The 20,468-nt window shown below is 71.2% G+C and carries 15 protein-coding genes; 6 read left to right on the plus strand and 9 right to left on the minus strand.

Annotated features, from left to right (window positions below; all coding sequences use genetic code 11):
- The first annotated feature begins 16 nt into the window (after positions 1-16).
- Positions 17-637, plus strand: coding sequence for an ADP-ribosyltransferase (locus tag NGF19_RS05330; RefSeq protein WP_252422514.1), 621 nt, complete (start codon positions 17-19; stop codon positions 635-637).
- Between the two features lie 3 nt (positions 638-640).
- On the opposite strand, the gene NGF19_RS05335 is transcribed toward NGF19_RS05330, so the two are convergent.
- Positions 641-1,276: a GNAT family N-acetyltransferase gene (locus NGF19_RS05335; protein WP_252422516.1), complete on the minus strand. Its 636-nt coding sequence runs from the start codon at positions 1,274-1,276 to the stop codon at positions 641-643.
- 70 nt (positions 1,277-1,346) lie between these two features.
- On the opposite strand from NGF19_RS05335, the gene NGF19_RS05340 reads away from it, so the two are divergent.
- On the plus strand, positions 1,347-2,252 hold the full coding sequence (locus tag NGF19_RS05340; protein WP_252422517.1) for a helix-turn-helix domain-containing protein: 906 nt from the start codon (positions 1,347-1,349) through the stop codon (positions 2,250-2,252).
- Positions 2,253-2,274: 22 nt separating this feature from the next.
- Here NGF19_RS05340 and NGF19_RS05345 read toward each other — a convergent pair whose 3' ends face one another.
- Positions 2,275-2,817, minus strand: coding sequence for an MOSC domain-containing protein (locus NGF19_RS05345; RefSeq protein ID WP_252422519.1), 543 nt, complete (start codon positions 2,815-2,817; stop codon positions 2,275-2,277).
- 63 nt (positions 2,818-2,880) lie between these two features.
- A complete protein-coding gene (locus NGF19_RS05350; protein ID WP_252422521.1) occupies positions 2,881-5,310 on the minus strand; it encodes an NB-ARC domain-containing protein in 2,430 nt (809 codons plus the stop codon).
- A 239-nt stretch (positions 5,311-5,549) separates the two neighbouring features.
- On the opposite strand from NGF19_RS05350, the gene NGF19_RS05355 reads away from it, so the two are divergent.
- Complete coding sequence (locus tag NGF19_RS05355) at positions 5,550-6,107, plus strand: glycoside hydrolase family 25 protein (RefSeq protein ID WP_252422523.1); 558 nt, start codon at positions 5,550-5,552, stop codon at positions 6,105-6,107.
- 11 nt (positions 6,108-6,118) lie between these two features.
- On the opposite strand, the gene NGF19_RS05360 is transcribed toward NGF19_RS05355, so the two are convergent.
- Positions 6,119-7,816: a hypothetical protein gene (locus NGF19_RS05360; protein ID WP_308288451.1), complete on the minus strand. Its 1,698-nt coding sequence runs from the start codon at positions 7,814-7,816 to the stop codon at positions 6,119-6,121.
- Positions 7,817-8,051: 235 nt separating this feature from the next.
- On the opposite strand from NGF19_RS05360, the gene NGF19_RS05365 reads away from it, so the two are divergent.
- Entirely contained in the window at positions 8,052-10,571 is a 2,520-nt protein-coding gene (locus tag NGF19_RS05365; RefSeq protein WP_252422527.1) for a tetratricopeptide repeat protein, read from the plus strand.
- Here NGF19_RS05365 and NGF19_RS05370 read toward each other — a convergent pair.
- Complete coding sequence (locus tag NGF19_RS05370; protein ID WP_252422529.1) at positions 10,548-12,341, minus strand: hypothetical protein; 1,794 nt, start codon at positions 12,339-12,341, stop codon at positions 10,548-10,550. The two genes, NGF19_RS05365 and NGF19_RS05370, sit on opposite strands and share 24 nt — an antisense overlap.
- A gap of 250 nt (positions 12,342-12,591) precedes the next feature.
- On the opposite strand from NGF19_RS05370, the gene NGF19_RS05375 reads away from it, so the two are divergent.
- On the plus strand, positions 12,592-14,607 hold the full coding sequence (locus NGF19_RS05375; protein WP_252422531.1) for an ATP-binding protein: 2,016 nt from the start codon (positions 12,592-12,594) through the stop codon (positions 14,605-14,607).
- 28 nt (positions 14,608-14,635) lie between these two features.
- Here the strand turns inward: NGF19_RS05375 and NGF19_RS05380 are convergent, their stop codons facing one another.
- On the minus strand, positions 14,636-16,270 hold the full coding sequence (locus NGF19_RS05380; protein ID WP_252422532.1) for a CDP-glycerol glycerophosphotransferase family protein: 1,635 nt from the start codon (positions 16,268-16,270) through the stop codon (positions 14,636-14,638).
- 291 nt (positions 16,271-16,561) lie between these two features.
- Between NGF19_RS05380 and NGF19_RS05385 the strand changes: the two genes are divergently transcribed.
- Positions 16,562-17,023: a hypothetical protein gene (locus NGF19_RS05385; RefSeq protein WP_252422534.1), complete on the plus strand. Its 462-nt coding sequence runs from the start codon at positions 16,562-16,564 to the stop codon at positions 17,021-17,023.
- A gap of 84 nt (positions 17,024-17,107) precedes the next feature.
- Here the strand turns inward: NGF19_RS05385 and NGF19_RS05390 are convergent, their stop codons facing one another.
- The 3 genes from NGF19_RS05390 to glyA all read right to left on the minus strand — a co-directional run bounded on the left by NGF19_RS05390 (position 17,108) and on the right by glyA (position 20,454).
- The gene (locus NGF19_RS05390; RefSeq protein ID WP_252422535.1) at positions 17,108-17,341 is read right to left on the minus strand and encodes a hypothetical protein; all 234 of its coding nucleotides are present in this window, start codon (positions 17,339-17,341) and stop codon (positions 17,108-17,110) included.
- A 372-nt stretch (positions 17,342-17,713) separates the two neighbouring features.
- Positions 17,714-19,081, minus strand: coding sequence for an L-serine ammonia-lyase (locus tag NGF19_RS05395; protein ID WP_252422536.1), 1,368 nt, complete (start codon positions 19,079-19,081; stop codon positions 17,714-17,716).
- 110 nt (positions 19,082-19,191) lie between these two features.
- The gene (gene glyA / locus NGF19_RS05400; RefSeq protein WP_252422537.1) at positions 19,192-20,454 is read right to left on the minus strand and encodes a serine hydroxymethyltransferase; all 1,263 of its coding nucleotides are present in this window, start codon (positions 20,452-20,454) and stop codon (positions 19,192-19,194) included.
- Positions 20,455-20,468: the final 14 nt, after the last annotated feature.

The raw sequence follows: 20,468 nt of genomic DNA on the forward strand, positions 1-20,468 counted from the left end.
CCGCGAGGGTGTTGCCATGACCACAACTCGCCTGCGCCGACGGGCTGTCGTACTCGCCGCGTCCCTGGCGGCGCTCTTCGCGACCACCGCCGCCACCGCTCCCGCCGCCCCTTCGGCCCCCGCAAAGGCCTCGGCCCCCGCGAAGGCCGAGATCGGCTGCCCCTGGTTCGCCGACCCGCTCACGGCAGCCGCCGACCACCGGGTGGACCTCGACCGCATCACCCCGCGGCCGGTCTGGCGCACCACCTGCGGCACGCTCTACCGCAGCGACAGCCGCCCGCCGTCGACCATCTTCGCCGAGGGCTTCCAGCCCAGGGACGTCGTGAACGGCCAGTACGACGTGGAGAAGTACGTCCTGGTCAACCAGCCCTCGCCGTACGTCTCGACCTCCTACGACCACGACCTGTACAAGACCTGGTACAAGTCGGGCTACAACTACTACATCGACGCACCCGCCGGTATCGACGTCAACAAGACCATCGGCGACACCCACAAGTGGGCCGACCAGGTCGAGGTCGCCTTCCCCGGCGGTATCGCCCGCCAGTACGTCATCGGGGTCTGTCCGGTCGACAAGGCCACCAAGACGGAGAAGATGAGCGAGTGCCAGAGCAACCCGAACTACCGGCCCTGGCACTGAGGTTCAACGCGCCATGAGCAGGGCCTCCGCCCCCACCGGCCGGTAACCGGCGGCCTGGAACGCCCGCAGGCTGCGGGCGTTCCCCGGGGCGATCTGGGCCCACACGGGCTCGGTGGCCAACTGCCGGGCCGCCGAGGCGAGCGCCCGCCCCAGCCCCCGGTGCCGGGCCCCCTCCGCCACCTCCACCGCGGCCTCCAGCCGCCCGGCGACCCCGCGCCCGAGGACGAGTACACCGCCGTCCGCCGCCCATACCCGTACGTCGTCCCGGCGGGTGCGCGCCCGCACGACCCGGGGATGCTCGGGGTCATCGAACTCCCGTAGGGCGAGAGGCGGTTCGCCGGGCAGCGGGGCGGCGACGGTGAGTACGTCGGTGGTGTCGTGCGCCCGGCCCGTGCGCTCGATGAACGCGGCCAGGAACAGCGGGTTCATCGAGGCCGCGAGCGCGTCGCAGTCGAGCGAGCCGAGCGACTTGCGCACCCATCGGGGGTCCTCGTCCGTGAAGACGACCGTGTGTGCGGTGAGGGCGAGCACCCCGGCGTCGCGGTGCGCGTGCTGCCGTACGACCGTGAGGCCGCCGTCGGCGGGAGGAAAGACCCCGCGGGCCGCCGCGTCCAGGATCTCCCGCAGGCTGTCGGGCATGAGGTTGCCCCCTCTTTCGCTCGTGTCTCCGCTTGAGTCTCCACCCGCTGGAAGCCCCAGACTCGCAGACATGAACGACGACGGCACCGACCTGTTCACGATCGGCGACCTGGCGCGCGCCACCGGGCTGACGGTGCGCACCATCCGCTACTGGTCGGACGAGGATGTCCTGCCCCCGGTGGCCCGCTCCTCGGGCGGCTACCGGCTGTACGACGCCACGTCCGTCGCCCGCCTGGAACTGATCCGCACTCTGCGTGAACTGGGCCTCGGTCTGAACGACGTACGCGCGGTGCTGGCGGGCGAGACCTCGGTCGCGGAGGTGGCGGCCACCCATGTGGCGGCCCTGGACGTACAGATCCGGTCGCTGAAGGTGACCAGGGCGGTGCTGTCGACCGTGGCCCGACGTGGCTCGAACGCGGAGGAGATGACCCTGATGAACAAGCTGGCACGGCTGTCGGCGGCCGAACGGCAGCGGATGGTGGAGGACTTCGTGGAGGAGACACTCCACGGACTCGACACCATCGACCCGGAGATCCGGAACCGGATGCGTGGCTCGGCGGCCGAACTGCCCGAGGACCCGACGCCCGAACAGGTCGACGCCTGGGTGCAGTTGGCCGAGATGTTGCAGGACCCCGAGTTCCGGGCGCAGATGCGCAAGGCGGCGGAGTTCAACGCGGCCGACCGGGGGCCGGGTGCTCCCTCCGGAGAGTCCCTGTGGCTCGTCAGGCGTCTCGTCGAGCTGGCGGGCCGGGCCCGCGGGCAGGGCATCGCACCCGAGGCCCCCGAGGCGGACGCGGTGCTGCGGGAACTGTTCAGCCACGCCGTCCCGGCCGCTGTACTGGAACGCCTGGAGACGGCCTTCGACGAGCGGCTCGCCCGCTACCGCGAACTGCTGTGCATCGTGAAGGACCAGCCCGCGCCTCCGCACACCGAGGACTTCGCCTGGTTGCTCGCGGCACTGCGGGCACGGGCGTAACGGCTCGGGCGCAGCGGGTGGTTCAGACCCTCCCCAGAGGCACGTGCGGCCCGGCGGGCAGCTCTATGCCCACCGGGTCGCCCGGCCGCACCACACCGCCCGTCACCACGATGCCCATGATCCCGGCCTTGAAGCGGGGCCGCCCGTCCTCGCCCCGCTCGATGACCTGCTTGAGCAGTCCCTTGGCGAAGCCGTCGATCTGGGCACAGGGGTTGCGCAGCCCGGTGACCTCCACGACGGCCTCGTCCCCGAGATGCAGCCGGGTTCCCCGGGACAGGCCGAGCAGATCGATCCCGCGCGTGGTGACGTTCTCCCCGAGCTGCCCGGCGGCCACCTCGAACCCGGCCATCCGCACCTCGTCGAACAACTCCCCGTGGATGAGGTGCACTTGGCGCAGATTGGGCTGCGTGGGGTCCTGCCGCACCCGGGACCGGTGCTTGACCGTCTCCCCGGCGTGCACATCCCCTTCCACACCGAGCCCCGTGAGCAGCCGGATGCTCTCCCGGTTCGGCTTGGTGAAGCTGTACACCCCGTTGCTGCTGACCGCTCCGACCGTCCCGCTCATGCTGTGAAGCCCCTCTCCGGTGCGACTGCCCTTTCGATGACAGGCCGATCGTAAGTCGGGGACTCACGCCCCCAGTTCGGCCAGGCGTGCCCGTACCCGCTCCAGACCGGCCGGGTCCTCGTGGTCCTCGTAGCACTTCTCCGCGGTGCGCAGGTCCGCCGCCTCCTCGGCCGGGCGGTCGCCGAGGCGATGGCAGCGGGACCTCAACTCGGCGGCGTCGGCGAGCTGGAGTCCCGCCCCGGCCGCGTTCATGGCCTCGACCGCCTTGTCCAGGCACACCCGCGCGAGGTCGGCGTCGCCCGCGTCCAGGTGCGTCTCGCCCAGACTCATGTAGACCCGCGCCTCGTTGTAGGAGTCACCACCGCCGGACAGCTCACGGAACTTCACCAGCGCGCCGTTGAGCCCCGCGAGCGCGGCGGAGAAGTGCCGCTGCCGGGCCTGCGCGCGGCCGATGTGGTGCTCCAGAAGGGCCTCGGCACGCGGTACGTCCCGCCACCCGTCCTCGCCCTCCCGGATCCGGCGCAGGACCTCCCGCGCCTCCTCGAAGCAGTCCTGGGCCTCCGCATACCGCCACTGCTTGAGACGGAGCAGCCCCAACGCCTCGACGGCGCTAGCCCGGCCGCGATGGTGACCGCAATCCCCGTCCGCGGCCACCGCCCCCGCGAGGGCGGCCTCGGCATCGTCGGGTCGGCCGACTCCCATGTATCCGAAGGCGAGTTGCACCAGCATCCGGCCCACCGCGCGCGGGTCACCGAACTCCGCCGCGCGCCGCCGGGCGGCCTCGACCCCGAGCAGATGCGTCTCGATCCACTGCGCGTGGAAGCCGAGCATCAGATGCAGGCCCCACATGGCCTCGCACAACTGCCATACGAGATCGTCGAATCCATGGTGGTCGGCCGCCCTGATGACGGCCGCCAGGTTCTCCCGCTCCCGCCGCAGCTCCGCGAGCGCCCGCTTGCGGTCCGCCGGATCGGACGACTCGGGCAGGACACGTCCCGTATAGGCGGGGCCGAGCCGCCAACGCAGCGGCAGGACACGGAAGTCCGCGTCCGCCGCGAACCGAAGATACGCGACGGCCACCCGCCGGACCGCGGTGGCCATACGACCATGCCCGTCCTCGGCGATCGCCAACTCCCGTGCGTGCGCCCGCCCGAGGTCGTGGAAGCGGTAACGCTCCTCCTCGACCTCCTCCAGCAGATGCACCCGCGCCAACTGCTCCAGCAGCTCCCGGGCTTCGCCCTCACCGACGCCCGCGGCCTGCGCGGCGCACAGGACGGTCACGGTCGGCCAGGCCCACACCGCGAGCGCGCGGTAGAACGCGGCGCACTCCGGGGTCAGTTCACGGTACGAGACATCCTGCGCGCGACGCACCGGGTCGACGGGGGCGTTCGAGGTGTCAGGGCGTGCGTTCGGCATGACTTCGCCTTCCCGGCCTCGGCCGTGGATCCGTTCGGACAACTGCCGCGCCACGCGCTCCCAGCCCAGATGCTCCCGGACGGCGAGTCCGGCGCCCGTGGTGCACACGGCGAGAGGGATGCCGCCGGTTCCCTCCGCCACGGCCCGGACGACCTCGTCCGGCGCCGCCGACCGCTCGTTCCCGGCGATGCGCCGGAGCAGCCGGACGGAGTCCGCGGTCGACAGCGGGCCGAGGGGCAGCGGGCGGGCTCCGTACTCGGCCACGAGACGGCCCGGCCGGTGCCTGCTCGTCACCAGGACGAGGCTGCCGGGCGAGGCCGGGAGCAACGGGACGACCTGAGCGTCGTCATGGGCGTTGTCCAGGACGACGATCAACCGCCGGTCGGCCGTGCAGTCGCGGTACAGATCCCGCTGGCGCGCCTCGTCGCCCGGCACCATGGTGGGCGGCACACCGAGCCGCTCCAGGAACCGCGCGAGCACGTCGGAGGGCGCGAGCGCCGTACCGGCCGACGCGCCCTTCAGGTCCGCGAACAGGACCCCGTCGGGGAAGCGGTCGCGCAGTTCGTACGCGCACTGGACGGCGGCGGCGGTCTTGCCCATGCCACCCGGCCCGATGAGGGCGACCACCGTCGACGCGCTCGGCGGGCGGTCCTCCTCGTCCAGCAGCGCCGTGATCGCGGCGAGCACGTGCTCACGGTCGGTGAACGCGGCGGTCGCGGGCGGCAGCATCTGCGGACGGGAGGCGCCCTGTGCCACGGCCGGGACCGCGCGCGGCGCGAGCCACGACGCCTCACGGACCCACTCCGCGACCTCGCGGGCGAACTCCGGTGATCTGCGGGCGGCTTCCATCAGCCGTCGCGCGGCAGCCGTCTGCTCGGGCTCGGTGCCGGGCAGGGTGGGAGGGTGCCCGTCGGTCGCGCACCCAGCGCCCGCTTCCCCGTCCTCGCTTCGCGTTCGGCTCAGCAGTCCGTAGAGCCGCTCGGAGGTACGACGGCCCATCTCGCCGCCCGCTCCGGACATGGCGCTCGAAGCGACCGTACCGACAGCCGAGATGACCATGCTCAGCAACGGTTCCACCGTGTACTCCCCCAACTCGCCGCTCCCCGAAGCGTATCGGCGCGAGCGGAACGGCGGGAAGGAACGGCGGGAAGGAACAGCCGGTCACCGGGGCGGCGTGAAGTCGTCCTCGGTTCTCAGTTCGACGGCTGATGGAGGCTGCCGTTCGCCCGCACGGGGTATCACCCGGAGAAGGCGTTCACGCGCCGACCCCCACCCTCGACCCCCTACCCCCCACGAGTACTTCAGGGAGCACCGCCATGCTGCGAGGCATCGACGTCAGCGCGTACCAGTCGTCGGCCTACGACACGGACGGCCTCTCCTTCGTCTTCGTCAAGGCGACGGAGGGGAGTTCGTATGTGAATCCCAAACTCACCGCCCAGGTGAAGACCGCCCGGGACGCCGGCTGTGTGGTCGGCTTCTACCACTTCCTGTGGCCCGGCAACCTCACCGCCCAGGCCGAGCACTTCGTCTCCAAGGCCCCTGAGAAGGCAGGGGACTTGTTGGCAGTGGACTGGGAGACCACGGGCGACGGCACGCACGCGAGCAACGCGGAGAAGGACAGCTTCATCCGCGCGGTGAAGAAGCTCCGGCCGAGCTACCGGGTGATCCTCTACACCAACCGCAACTACTGGCTCACCGTCGACACCACCTCGTACGCCGGTGACGGCCTGTGGATCGCCGACTACGTCACCGCGGGCAAGCCCCGCATCAAGGCGAAGTGGAAGTTCCACCAGTACACCTCCGACCCGCTGGACAAGGACGTCGCCAACTTCTCCACCAAGGCGGCGCTACGGGAGTGGGCCACGGGTGGCTGAACGGGCCCCGGTCACAGGGCCAGGCGTTCGACGGCGACGCGGTGTGTCGTCGCGCCCGTGCGCACCGTGAGCGCCTCGGCCGGTGGCCTCCCGCTCGCCAGCCAGGCGTGGAGCGCGGAGGCGTAGACGGCGGGATCGCACAGGTCGGGCCGTCCGTCCGGGCCGGGCGCGGCGGACAACCGCAGCAGGCCCGCCTTGTGGGTGCGCACGACACAGCGGTCCGGCCCGTCGACGTACGCCACGAGCCCGCAGTACGGGTACCGCGTGAGCGCCTCGGACGTCCAGGCGGCGGGCGGACCGAGGCGCGGGTCGTCCCCGTCCGCGTGCCGTACGACGACGTCCGCGATCCGCAGTCGGCCGGTCTCCCGTGTCTCCTCGTCGATCGCGGTGTGGACGGAGTCCACCTGGTACGCGGGGCTCGGCGACGGGTCGGGTTCGTCGCCGGTCACGGTGTGCCGGACGACCTCGATGGTCGGCGGATCCGTGCCGAGGACCCCGGTGAGGACGCGGATCGGCGCGGTGGGGCGCGCGGGCTGGAAGGGCGGCAGCGGCAACGGGTCGAGCAGCGCCGGGTGTTCCTCGGGTTCGGCGATGTCCATGAGGCCGTAGAACAGGCGGCGCAGCAGGACGGCCGACTCGCCGGGGGTCGAACTGGTCTGCTCCGCCAGGTCCTTGTACCGGCCGGGCTCGTGGGAGGTGATCGCCCGCTCGATCTGGTCGCGCAGACCGCCCCCTCGGGACAGGTGGGGCGCCGTACGGCCGAGGGCGGCGACGGGGGAGAGCGGGTCGAGGTTCTCCTGCGGGAACGCCCCGAGGAGGACCGGGACGCCGATGGACGCAGCGTAGTAGGTGACACTGGAGTGGTCACCCAGGACGCAGTCGGCGGCGATGAGGGCCTGCCGCCACCCTTCGAGCGGGTGGATCGCGTCGAGCCCGGCTCGGCGGGCGTGGTCCAGCCAGGCGCGTACCTGGCCGGGGCCATGGCCGTACCAGATGTTCGGGTGCAGGACGGCGACGGTGCGGTACTCGTCGGCGGGCAGGTCGGCGGCCAGTCGGGACAGCAGCCAGGGCAGCAGATCATCCGCCTCTGCCGCGTCGCCCCCGAAGAGGGAACGCGACGACCAGGTCGAGCTGACGACGATCAGCCGCCGGCCCGGCGCCACCCCCAGGGCCCGGCGGAAGCGGTCACGCTCGGGGAGAGCGGCGAGGATGCGGTCGTAGCAGGGGTCTCCGGCGAGCACCGCGGTGGGCGCGGCCTCCGGACAGGCGGCACGGAGCCTGTCCAACTGCTCGGGATGGGAGAGCACGGTGGCACTGGCGAGAGGCCGCCCGCCCTCCAGAAGCCAGTCCGGCGCCATCCCGAAGACCGGGGCCTGGTGTCTGGTGTCCGGTGTCCGGTGTCCGGTGTCCGGTGTCCGGTGTCCGGTGTCCGGTGTCGCCAACCGTTTATTGTAGCCAACCCCGTGCGACAATACGGCCAATTTGCCTTGTATTGACCCGAGTTCACCACCGTAGCTGGCCGACACCACCAGATCGAAGGCCGTGTCCTTCGCCTGCTCCCAGGGCAGCACCGGCAGCCCCGCCCGCGCCAGCAACTCCGGTACCCCGGCGAGGAACGGGGACGACCCCGTGCAGGTGGCGAAGAGCTGTAGCCGCATGTCGCCGTCGAACAGCGGGAGTACGTCCAGGAGTCGGGTCGCGGACGTCACGTTGTGCACGACGAACAACACTCGCCGACACCCCGCACGCGTGACCCACCGCCCAGCATCCGCCCCCACCGGCACCCGCAACCGCACACCCTCACCCGCCACCGCTACGCCGTTCCCTGCCTGACTTGACCGACCGTCATCTCATCCCGCTGACCGCCCAGATGCTACCGAGCCCCCTGCCCGGACAGCCGATACGGTGGGGCGAGCCGGACGAGCCGGAGTTCAAGGGGGTTGCGTGGAAGCGGAGTTGATGCGGCTGGCCGCGTCCGTTGCGACGACGGTGGTGGGAGCGTTCGCGACCGACGCCTATACCGCGCTCAAGGACCGGTTGGGTGCTCTGCTCAGGCGGGGCGGGCAGGAACCCGAGGAGTCCGTCCTGCGCGAACTCGACGAACTCGACGGTGATGTGAGCCTGGCGCGTGCCCGGGGCGACGACGTGCGAGCGAGGGACCTCGCGGCCGACGCCGAGAGGCTCGTACGGGACCGAGTGCGCCGACTCCTGACCGAACAGCCGTACTTGGCCGACGATCTGCGGGATCTGCTCACCGGGACGGGTAACACCGTCACCAACGGCACCATGGCGGTGGGCCGCCAGGTGTATGTGTCGAACACCTACCACCACTATCACGGTGAGGAACCGGCGGTCCCGCGGCAGCCGGTTCCGGCCTCCGCGCTGCCGGTGCCGCTGCCGTACCTCACGCCGGGTCCGGTCCCTCACTATCAGAACAACGAGGCGCTGCTGCTGCGGATGGACACCGTCCGGGAGCGCTGCCGCGCCGCCAACGCGCCCACCAGGATGTATCTTCACGGTCTGCCCGGCATGGGAACGTCCGCCACCGTGCGCGAGTGGCTGCACAGACACCGGGACGAGCTGGCGGGCCGCCCTCACCTCACCGCCTCCCTCGGCAGGGACACCTGGGGCAACCTGCCGGAACCGGCAGCCGTCCTGGAACGCTGGTTCGGGGAACTGGGCGTCCCGGTACAGGACGTTCCCGCCGACCCGGGCGCCCGGTCGGCGTACTTCCGTCGCCTGGCCGCCCGGACCCCCGTCGTCCTGCTGCTCGAGGACGTCGTCCTCGCCTCCCAGATCGAACCGCTGCTCCCGAACACTGCGGACAGCGTCGCCCTCATCACCAGCACCTCCCGCCTGCCCAGCCTCGTACGCACCCTGAACGCCGAACCCTTCGAGATGGGCCCCCTCGGTGTGGAGCACAGCCGCAGGCTGCTGGTCGATGTCGGCAGGATCGGCGGCGACGAGGCCCGGTACGAGAAGGAACTGGACCTGATCACCGACGCGTGCGGGGGACACCCCCTCGCGCTGTGCATCGCCGGGGCCCAGCTCGCGGTCGGGCCCGCCGGCCGGGTGCGGGAGCTGGCCGTCGAACTGTCCGATCACCGCACCAGGTTGGGAGCACTCGACATGGAAGAAGAACTGTCCTCGGCCCTGGACCCCGGCTACCGCGCTCTGGCCCCCGACGCCGCCGCCCTGTATCGCTGCATCGGCCTCCACCCCGCCGAGGAGTTCGAGGTGGATCTCGTACGGGCCATGCTCCCCGACCTGGACGCCGCGGCCCGGAGCAGGGCTCTCCAGCAGCTCACCACCGCGAACCTGATCGAACCCGTCCCTGACGGAGACGGCGGCTACCGGGTGCGGCACCGGCTGATCCACGATCACGCCCTCGCCTGCGCGCGTGCCGATGAGCCGGTGCCGGTCCAAGAGGCGATCCAGGACCGGATCATCGGGCATCGTCTGGAGTTCGCCGAACGCACGGAGGCGGCCCTCTCCTCCCGCCACCGGCACGATCCCGCGGGGGTGTACCCGGCCTACGGGCCGACCGGCACCGTCGACGCACCGGCGCTGATCGCGAGTCTGGAGCGGCGCCGGGAGAGCCTGGAGAACGTGGTGCGCCTGGCCCATGAGACCGGCAGGCATCAGCAGACCTGGCGGCTGGCCCAGGGGCTGCACACGTTCTGCCTCAAGTGCGGCCTGCACAGTACGTGGATCACGACGCACGAACTGGCGGTCAGGTCGGCCGAGGAGTGCCGCGACCGGATGGCCCTCGCGCGGATGTACTTCGAGCTGGGCTTCGCTCACCTGGACCGGTGGAGCACCCTTCAGGGAGACCCGGAGGCCGCCCGTGGGTACTTCGAGCGCGCGCTGGAACTCGTACGGCCGAAGGACGGCAACGCGACCGAGGCGCAGCGGCGTACGGAGTCCAGCGTGCTGGAGGCCCTCGGTCTGGTGGAACGCAAGGCGGGAGACCCGGCCGGAGCCCTGCGGCACTACGCTCAGGGGCTGGCAGCCCTGGAGGGCATCGACCACCCGCGCGGGCGGGCCCTGTTCGCACTCCACCGGGGGACGGCCTGCACGGACCTGCGCCGCCATGACGAGGCGAAGCGTGAACTGCTCTCCGCCCGCGATCAGTTCGCGGCCCTGCCGGTGCCGGATGCGTACAACCAGGCCCGCGCCCTGACCCGTTACGCGGAGGATCGCCGGGCCGCGGGGCTGCCGGACGAGGCGGTGCGGGCGCTCGATGACGCGATCGAGATCATGGCCGAGAGCGGTCCGCCCTATCAGCGCGCCTCGATCCATCTGCTCCGGGGCGATCTGCTGGGCGAGTCGGGGGAGCGGCACGCGGCGCGGCGGGACTGGACCGCGGCGCGCGACCTGTTCCTCGAAGCGAACAGCCTTCGCGCGCGGGAGGCGGACCAGCGGCTCGTGGACAGCGCGTCAGCAGGGGGCGATGTCGAGTAGGCCGGTCTCGGCGTCCGGTCCGATCGTCACCTGAAGCCGTACGGGTCCAGGGCGGTCGGCCGTGGGCGGCGCGTGGTCGTGGACCACCGATGCCGCGATGGCGGCCGACGCCCACGGGGGACGCTTGCCGTGCCAGTGGGCGCGCAGCCGTACGCCGCCGCGCAGCAACGCCAGGCAGCCGCCCTCCGGTTCTTCCCTGGCGAGCAGGCCGCATCCCGGGTAGCGGGCGGCGATGTCTGCCCAGTTCGCCGTGGACTCCTCGCGGGGCGGTCGGCCGAGCGGCATCAGCAGGACGTCCGCCGAGCGGGGCCATCGGGCGTCCGGGTCGTCGATGTCGGCCACCAGATGGGTGCCGGCCAGATGTCCTTCCACGGTACGGCGCTGCACGGGTGCGGCGTACCGGCGCACGGTGATCCGACCGTCGTCCGAGGCGGCTGACACGTATACAGGCCGCAGGACGGGGGACGCGCTGGTGACCGGTACGGCGGAGGGGAGCGGGACCAGCCGTGGGCGGGCGGGGGTTGCGGGCTCGGGCAGTTCGAGCCATGCGTAGAACAGGCGCCGCAGCAGCGTTGCCGATTCCCCCGGTCGTGAGGTCACGGTCGCGCGCAGGGCGTGAAGTTCGGTGCTGTGCCGCTGCGCCGCGGTCGCCGCTTCGAGCTGCGGCAGGAGAGGGCGGCGAAGGGACAAGCGGGGCAGCAGCGCGCCCAGTCGCGCCATGGGCGAGCCAGGGGCGACCTTCGCGTCGCGGAAGGACCCCAGCACCGTGGGAATCCCCAAGGCGACTCCGTACATCGTCAAGGAGCCGTGATCGCCCAGGACGCTGTCCGCTGCCAGCAGCGCGGACTTCCAGGTCTCCGTGTCCGGTATCGGGAGGAGCAGTCCGTGTTCCGTGAGCGGTGCCAGCCAGTTCTGCAGTTGCCAAGCGCCGTGGCCGTACCAGGAGTTCGGGTGAATCGCCGCCAGGATGCGATATTCGTCCGCCGGCAGTTCCGCGAGAGCGCGTCGAAGAGCGTCCGTATCGTTCTCGTTCGAGGAGATGATCGATCCGCGCCCCCAAGTGGAGGAGACCACAAGGAGCTTCTGGTCCGGGCGGACGCCCAGAGCGCGTCGGTATTCCGCACGGAACGGAGCGCTCATCCGCAGTTGATCGAAGCAGGGATCCCCTGCCACCACGCTCACCGGGAGTGCTTCGGGGCAACCGAGGGCCAGCCGCTCGCGCTGCTCGTCATGAGAGAGGACGATCGCCGAGGGGACGAGCCGCCCCTCATGCATCAACCACTCAGAAGTCAGGCCGAAGGCTCCCGGCTCCCGGCTCCCGGCTCCCGGCTCCCGGCTCCCGGCTCCCGGCTCCCGGCTCCCGGCTCCCGGCTCCCGGCTCCCGGCTCCCGGCTCCCGGCTCAATCGCTTATTGTATCCCGCCCCATGCGGCGCACCGATCAGCGGTGCTTGCAGATCGTGCAGGTCACCACCGCGGTTGGTGGCGATCGCCAGATCGAACTTGCGCGCCGTCGCTTCCCGCCAGGGTATGTGCACCATTCCCCGGGAAGTGAAGAACTCGAGCGTTCCCCCGTCCAAGGCCGAGGACTCCGTGCAGGTGAAGACGGTCTGGATACGCCGGTCGCCCTCGAACACCGCGAGCAGGTCGAGCAGTCGAGTCGCGGAGGTGATGTTGTGGACCACGCCGAGAACCGTCCGCTCCGCCGCCACGCTCACCCAGCGCTCACTGTCCGCCGCCATCGGCAACGGCAGCCGCCCTTCACCGCGCACGCCTCGCTCCTTGCTGTACCCCGCCGTCACCTCGCCAGACGATAGCGCGCCGGTCGTGTGCGCCGACGAACACGTGTCCATCGACTGCCGGAGCCCGGAGAGGCAGCCACAGATCCAGACGTCGAGCGCCAACTGCGCGGCTAGAGTGGATCGTTGTGTGATCCATGAGTTCGGCGAGGCACGGGAGGCCTTGTCCGCTCTAGCCGTTCGGACTGCTGGAACTGCGATGGGAAAGGCTGAACCGGGATACATGAGGGTGGAACTTCCGCCGGAACCGGCGTACTTCGTGGATCGCCACGAGCAGCGGGACCGCGTGCTGCGGGCCGTGGGGGAGTGGACAGGGCGCTCCAGGCCCCTGATCGTGACCTTGAGCGGGCCGCAGGGCATGGGGAAGACGGAACTGGCTCGCTTGCTCGCCCGCGTTCTGCGTGACCGTTTCCCCGACGGGGTCCTGTGCGTGGACCTCGACGACTTCCGGCTGGGCGGCGGGATGGACCCAGGTGACGTCCTCGCGCAGTTGCTCGAATCCCTCGACGTGGAACCGGACTTCGTCGCCTCGTCCTTCAAGGCGCGATGCACGCAGTACTGGAGCAGGACCTCCGATGCGCGAGTGATCCTGATCGTGGACAACGCCCACTACGCCTCGGAGATCGTCCCGCTGCTTCCGGCGTCGGGGGAGAGCCTGGTGATCATTACCAGCCATGCTCCGCTACGGGAGTTCGAGGACGGAGCCGCCCTGGACGTCGGCCTGCCTCCGCTGGAGGAGTGGGCGGCCACCGAACTCCTGGAACTGATCGTCCGGGACCCCCGGCTGGCGGCTGATCCCGACTCCGTACGGGCGTTGGTGCGGCTGTGCGAAGGCATGCCAGCGGCCCTCCATGTCGCGGGCGGTTGGGTACGCGCGCATCGGCTGCGTCCGCTGTCCCGCCTCGTCCGGCAACTGCGGGACGACTGGGAGGAGAACGGGATCGCCGGCGTGGAGGGGTTCTGGGACACGGTGTACGAGGGCCTGTCCCCGACCGCGGCCCTGCTCTACCGCCTGCTGCCCCACCACCCTGGCGCGACGTTCACCACGGAATCCGCGACCGCCCTGTTGGGGCTCGGTTCCGAGCCGTGCGAAGACGCTCTTGAGGAGCTGGACCGGGCCGGGTTACTGGATCTCAGCGAGATGCTGGAATCGGGAGACGGCCGGATGCGGCTGCCCGGCCCCTTGCGTGCCCATGCCGTGCGCCGGTCACGCCGGGACGCGCAGGAGGGCGTGGTGGAGGAGAGCCTGACCAGGCTGCTGCGCTGGCTGGTCAGGCAGTTCCAGCGGGCGGACAGGTTCGCCGCCGGTCGCCGGCTGCTCGTCGCCGATGTGTTCGGTGCCGTCGACGGGGCACCGGATGTTCCCCTGGAGGACCCCGAGAAGGCGACGGACGAGGCGGCGAAGGCCGAACGCTGCGACCGCGCGTCCAGTTGGCTGTACGAAGAACGTCATGTGCTCTTCGCGTCCGTACGGCTGGCCCATGAGCGGGGGATGGACGCCGAAGCCGTGGCGCTGTCGGAGCCGGTGTGGACCTATGCGTTGGACCACCCCCGTCAGTCCGATGTGATCGGCGCGCTGAGTCTCGCCGTCGACTCCGCGGTCCGTCATGGCGCCCGGCCCGAGTGGCTGGTGCGTACGCGATGCCAACTCGCGCGGCATCTCTGGGAGACGGGTCGATGCGACGAGGCACGGCAGCAGTTGGACGAAGCCAGGGGCGCGCTGGCGCTGCTGGGGGACGGCGAACGGGACAGGAAGCTCGCCGCATCGCTGGTCGAGTTCTGCGGCATGCTCGACGGCGCCCGTGGTGAATGGGACGCCGCCGCAGCCGAGTTCACGCGCTCGCGCGAGATGCACCGTGCGCTTCCCAACCCCTATGGCGTCATGCTCCTGACCTACCGATTGGGCGAGGCGCGGGCGAGACTCGGCGACCTGGAGACGGCCTACGAGCTGCTTGCCGGGGCACATGACGAGGCCGTGGCCCAGCATCGCGAGAGGATGACGCGTCGCACGGGCTTCGCGCTCGCCTCCGTGCTGTGCCGCCTCGGCCGTACGACGGAGGCGCGAGCGCTGTACGAACGGTCGCTGAGTGCCGCCCGCCGACGACGGTCCGGTTTCGACGAGGCTCGTGTCCTCGACGCGATGGCCGAGCTGGCTCAGTCCGAGGAGCGGAGCGCCGAAGCCGCGGAACATCGCACGGCCGCCCGTGACATCCGCCGACGAAACGGCTTGGACGACTAGGAGCGGTCGCAACGGGCCCTGGGGCCGGTCAGAAGGGCTCTGCGGCTTCGTCGAGCGTGGCCGGGCGGAGGGTGACGCCGAACGTGCGTCGGCCGATGACGCAGTTCAGACGGGTCGGTGCGGCCGGTGTCGTGGAGCGGGCCGGCAGCCAGGCGTGGACGGCCGCGGCCACGGCGGCCGGGTCCGTGCGTACGATCCGGCCGCCCTCGCTCCGGGGCTCGGCCTGGACGGCGTAGGTGTCCGTACCCCCGCGCGTCCTGAACAGGACCAGGCCCGAGGGCAGGATCGCCGCCGCGGAACGGCACCCTGGATACTCCGACAGCGCATGCCGGAGCCATGCCTCCGCGGTCCACGACAGGGCAGGCTCACCGGCTGGTGCCGGGAGCGGGCGCCGGTACAAGAGCCCCGCCGAGCGGGCGAGTCGCTCGCTCGCGGAGCCGTGTTCCACCGCCAGATGATGCCCTGGCGTACCGATGCCCGCGGGACGCCGGACGACGCGGATACGGTGCTCGGCCACGTCGGTGTCCACGTCGAACGCCGTGGGGACGCGGCCGGCGGGGCGGGGTGTGGGCAGCAGGCGCGGCGGGCTGCCGAGAGCCGGAGGGGTGAGGCCGAGGAGGGCGTACAGCTCGGAGCGCAGCAGGTTCAGGGCCCTGCCCTGCTGGGCGAAGGCCGTCCGCGCCACCTCGCGTCCGGTTCCCGGGCGGTAGGCGTCGAGCGCCTCTTCCACCAGGTCGGCGGAGCCCAACCGGGGTATCCGGCGCAAGAGCGCGTCCATGGGACTGCCCGGGATCAGCTCGCCCCCGCCTTGGTAGGCGCTGACCACGGGACGGTCCTCGGCGGCGCAGTAGTACAGAGCGGTGGAACCGTGGTCGGTCACCAGCGCGTCGGCCGCGATCAGCAGGGATGCCCACTCCTCATGGGGGCTTGCGAGGAGCATGCCCGCTTCGAGCGCGGGCGCGAGTCTCTCCGTCAACTCGTAGGTGCCGAGGAGGCTTTGCTCATTGGGGTGCACGATCAAGGCCAGTTGGTACTCGTCGTGCGAGAGCCGGGCGGCCAACCGGGCGGGAAGATCAGGGCTTTGCCGAAGAAGGGACTCGGGCCCCCACGTCGACACCAGCGCGAGGAGCTTCCGTGGCCCGGTGCCGAGGGCGGCGCGGTAGCGGTCGCGCAAGGAGCGCGAGACGAGGAGGCGCTCCAGCGTGGGGTCTCCGATGACCTTGGCCGGGGCGGCTGCTCGCTGGTCCACCGCGGCGATGCGGGTCACGTGCTCAGGGTGCGCGACGGCGTGAAGTGCCAGGGGGTCGGCGGCGTCGTCACGGATCAGGAACGCGGGATCGAGCCCGGACGCGGGCTGCGAACCCTCCCCCGGGATCGACTTGTTGTAGCCGGCGCCGTGCGGCAGCAGCACGTGTGTGCCACGCAGCAGACGCAGGTCGCCCTTCGGGCTCGCCGCGAGAACCAGGTCGTACGAGCGGGAGCACGCTTCGCTCCAGGGCACCAGCCTGCCGCCGACGCTCTCGATGGCGGACAGGACGTCGATGCCGAAGTCGGAGCCGGGAACCAGGGTGAACAGCCGGGTGATCCGGTCGTCACCGGAGAGGGCCGGAGCCGCGTCCAGCAGCCGGTACAGAGCCACCGCCGACCGCGCGGCCAGAAGCACCGTCGCCCGTCGCCCGTCGCCCGTCGCCCGTCGCCCGTCGCCCGTCGCCCGTCGCCCGTCGCCCGTCGCCCGTCGCCCGTCGCCCGTCGCCCGTCGCCCCAATTTTCCCTACTTTAGCAGGATTTGAGCGACGGGAAGTGCTGTTTTCGCAGGTCAGGGCTGGTGTGGTGGCGTCGTCCGGCGACATGATCCGATCGTACCGTTCACGATGCTCGAGGCCGCGAGTGATGAGGGAGGTCCAGGTGGGCACGATCGGGGCCATGGGGCTGCGGGGACCGGAGGGACGGACGTATGAGTGAGTGGGGTGTCGCGTTGATTGCCGCGGGGGCGGCGATCGCGGGCAGTGTGGTCACGGGCTGGTTCGGTCGGAGCGCCGGTGTCCGGCAGGCCGAGGCGGCACGCTGTGCCGGTGACCGACAGGCGGACGCGCTGCTGGAATCCGTCCGGATGACCCTCCGGGGTGAGGATCGGCGGCGCGCTCTTGCGCTTCGGCGTCAGATCTACGCGGAGTTCCTCGCCGCGGTGGAGGCCAGGGTTGTGGCCGAGCGTACGAACCGGCGGACGGGCGATGAGGAACTCGCCCTGCGGCGCGCTCACAGCGCGGTCGTTCTCGAAGGGCCGACCGAGGTGGCCGACGCGGCGGGCCGCGTCGTGGACGGCCTGCGGCGTCACCAGTCGGCGGATGATGTGCACCGCGTGAAGCTGGAGTTCATCGCGGTAGCTCAGCAGGAGGTGAACCCACCGGCACGGTGACCGCTCCCTGAAGCTCCCGCCGCGCGTGCCGACGGCGCCCGGTCACTGGTTCGGCCGAGCGCCGTCGACGGGATGGCGGGAACTTCAGGGAGTGGTCACCGCGCAGTTGACGAAGGCCTGGACGGTTCCGACGGTGGTGCCGTGAATGAAGGCGCGTACCGCCCACGCGGTCAGGTCTTCGGAGCCAGGGCCGCCCAGGCTCGTCACCACGGTGATGTTGGCCACCGGGAGTACCTCGTATCCACCGGAGACCGCGGTCTCCCCCGCAGGGCACGTCGCCACCGAAGTGGCGGTCAGGCCGGGCCCGATCTCTTCCACCGGGCCGGCCACCCTGTGCAATCCGAACAGTCCCGGTGCACCCTGAACCCCCCCTGCGAGCCCTGAATCCCCTGCGAGCCCTGAATCCCCTGCGGGCCCTGCGGCCCGGTAGGCCCGGTCGTACCCTGCGGTCCCTGCGGGCCTTGCGGCCCCTGGGGGCCGACCTTGCACTCGTCACCCCTGCCGTGCCCCTTGTGGCCGGTGGTGCAGTGGTCCCCACCCGACGGGCTTGCAGATGCTCATGTCGGCAGTCGGCTGGACATGCTGCGCCGCGGCGACGGCGGGGCTCGCGAGCACGGATCTCAAAGGGAAGGCCCGGTCAGCGCCGCAAGACACGAACGCGCAGGTCAGGGCAGGGAAGGGCCTCTTTCCTCAGCACTCGATGATGTTCACCGCGAGCCCGCCCCGCGCCGTCTCCTTGTACTTCACGGACATGTCCGCGCCGGTCTCCTTCATGGTCTTGATGACCTTGTCGAGGGACACCATGTGCGAACCGTCGCCGCGCATCGCCATGCGGGCCGCCGTGACCGCCTTCACCGCTGCCATGCCGTTGCGTTCGATGCACGGGATCTGGACCAGGCCGCCGACCGGGTCGCAGGTCAGGCCGAGGTTGTGTTCCATGCCGATCTCGGCCGCGTTCTCCACCTGCTCGGGGGTGCCGCCCAGGACCTCCGCGAGTGCGCCCGCCGCCATCGAGCAGGCCGAGCCCACCTCGCCCTGGCAGCCGACCTCCGCGCCGGAGATGGACGCGTTCTCCTTGAAGAGCATGCCGATCGCGCCCGCGGCGAGCAGGAAGCGGACCACGCCGTCCTCGTCCGCGCCGGGCACGAAGTTGATGTAGTAGTGCAGGACCGCCGGGATGATGCCCGCGGCGCCGTTGGTCGGGGCCGTGACCACGCGCCCGCCCGCCGCGTTCTCCTCGTTCACGGCCATCGCGTAGAGCGTGATCCACTCCATCGCGCGGGCCGCCGGATCGCCCTCGGCGCGCAACTGCCGCGCGGTGACGGCCGCCCGGCGGCGCACCTTCAGGCCGCCGGGCAGGATGCCCTCCCGGGACATGCCCCGCGTCACACAGGCCCGCATGACCTGCCAGATCTCCAGCAGCCCGGCCCGGATCTCGTCCTCCGTGCGCCAGGCCAGCTCGTTCTCCAGCATCAGCGAGGAGATCGACAGACCCGTCTCCTTCGTCCGGCGCAGCAGCTCGTCGCCCGTGCGGAAGGGGTACTTCAGGACCGTGTCGTCCAGCTTGATGCGGTCCGCGCCCACCGCCTCCTCGTCGACGACGAAGCCGCCGCCCACCGAGTAGTACGTCTTCGTGAGGACCTCGGCGCCGTCCGCGTCGTAGGCCCACAGCGTCATGCCGTTGGCGTGGTACGGGAGCGCCTTGCGGCGGTGCAGGACCAGGTCCGCGTCGAAGTCGAACGCGATCTCGTGCGTGCCGAGCAGCCGGAGCCGCCCCGTCTCCTTGATCGCCTCGACCTGGCTGTCCGCCCGCTCCACGTCCACCGTCCGCGGCGAGGCGCCCTCCAGGCCGAGCAGTACGGCCTTCGGTGTGCCATGGCCGTGCCCGGTCGCGCCCAGCGAGCCGTACAGCTCGACGCGCAGGGAGGCGACGGAGTCCAGCAGCTCCTCGTTGCGCAGTCGGCGGGCGAACATCCGGGCCGCGCGCATCGGGCCGACCGTGTGGGAGCTGGACGGGCCGATGCCGATCGAGAACAGGTCGAAGACCGAGACGGCCACGGTGACTCCTCAGGACGGGGTGTGCGGGGGCACCGCTCACTACGAAGGTGGTGCGGGGGTGCCGCGCGTACGTACGGACGGGACTTACGTACGCGCGGCGCCCCGGGGAACTACTTGGTCGCGCCCGGGTACAGCGGGTGCTTGTCGGCCAGGGCCTTGACCCGGGCCTTCAGCGCCTCGGCGTCGTACGACGGCTTCAGCGCCTCGGCGATGACGTCCGCGACCTCGGTGAAGTCCTCGGCCGTGAAACCGCGGGTCGCGAGGGCGGGCGTACCGATCCGCAGGCCCGACGTCACCATCGGCGGACGCGGGTCGTTCGGGACCGCGTTGCGGTTGACGGTGATGCCGACCTCGTGGAGACGGTCCTCGGCCTGCTGCCCGTCCAGCTCGGAGTCGCGCAGGTCGACCAGGACGAGATGCACGTCCGTGCCGCCGGAGAGGACGTTCACCCCGGCCTCGCGGGCGTCCGGTGCCGTCAGCCGCTCGGCGAGGATCTTCGCGCCTTCGAGGGTACGCCGCTGGCGCTCCTTGAACGCCTCCGAGGCGGCGACCTTGAAGGACACCGCCTTGGCCGCGATCACATGCTCCAGGGGGCCGCCCTGGAAGCCCGGGAAGACGGACGAGTTGAGCTTCTTGGCGAAGTCCTTGCGCGCCAGGATGATGCCACCGCGCGGACCGCCCAGCGTCTTGTGGGTGGTGGAGGTCACCACGTCCGCGTACGGCACCGGGTTCGGGTGGAGACCGGCCGCGACCAGGCCCGCGAAGTGCGCCATGTCGACCCACAGGGCGGCCTCGACCTCGTCCGCGATCCGGCGGAACGCGGCGAAGTCGAGCTGCCGCGGGTACGCCGACCAGCCCGCGATGATCACCTTCGGGCGGTGCTCCTTGGCCAGGCGCTCGACCTCGGCCATGTCGACCAGACCGGCCTCGTCCACGTGGTACGCGACCACGTTGAACTGCTTGCCGGAGAAGTTGAGCCGCATCCCGTGCGTCAGATGGCCGCCGTGCGCCAGGTCCAGGCCGAGGATCGTGTCGCCGGGCTTGGCCAGGGCGAACAGCGCGGCCTGGTTGGCGGAGGCGCCCGAGTGGGGCTGCACATTGGCGTACTCGGCGCCGAACAGCTCCTTGACCCGGTCGATCGCGATCTGCTCGGTGACGTCGACGTGCTCACAGCCGCCGTAGTAGCGGCGGCCCGGGTAGCCCTCGGCGTACTTGTTGGTGAGGACCGAGCCCTGGGCCTCCATGACCGCGACCGGAGCGAAGTTCTCCGAGGCGATCATCTCGAGGGTGGACTGCTGACGGCTCAGCTCGGCGTCGATGGCGGCGGCGACGTCCGGGTCGAGCTCGTGCAGGGGCGTGTTCAGAGACGACATAGGTCCTGCGACTC

Origin of the sequence: Streptomyces macrolidinus (genome assembly GCF_023887685.1) — a bacterium.
GTDB lineage: Bacteria > Actinomycetota > Actinomycetes > Streptomycetales > Streptomycetaceae > Streptomyces > Streptomyces macrolidinus.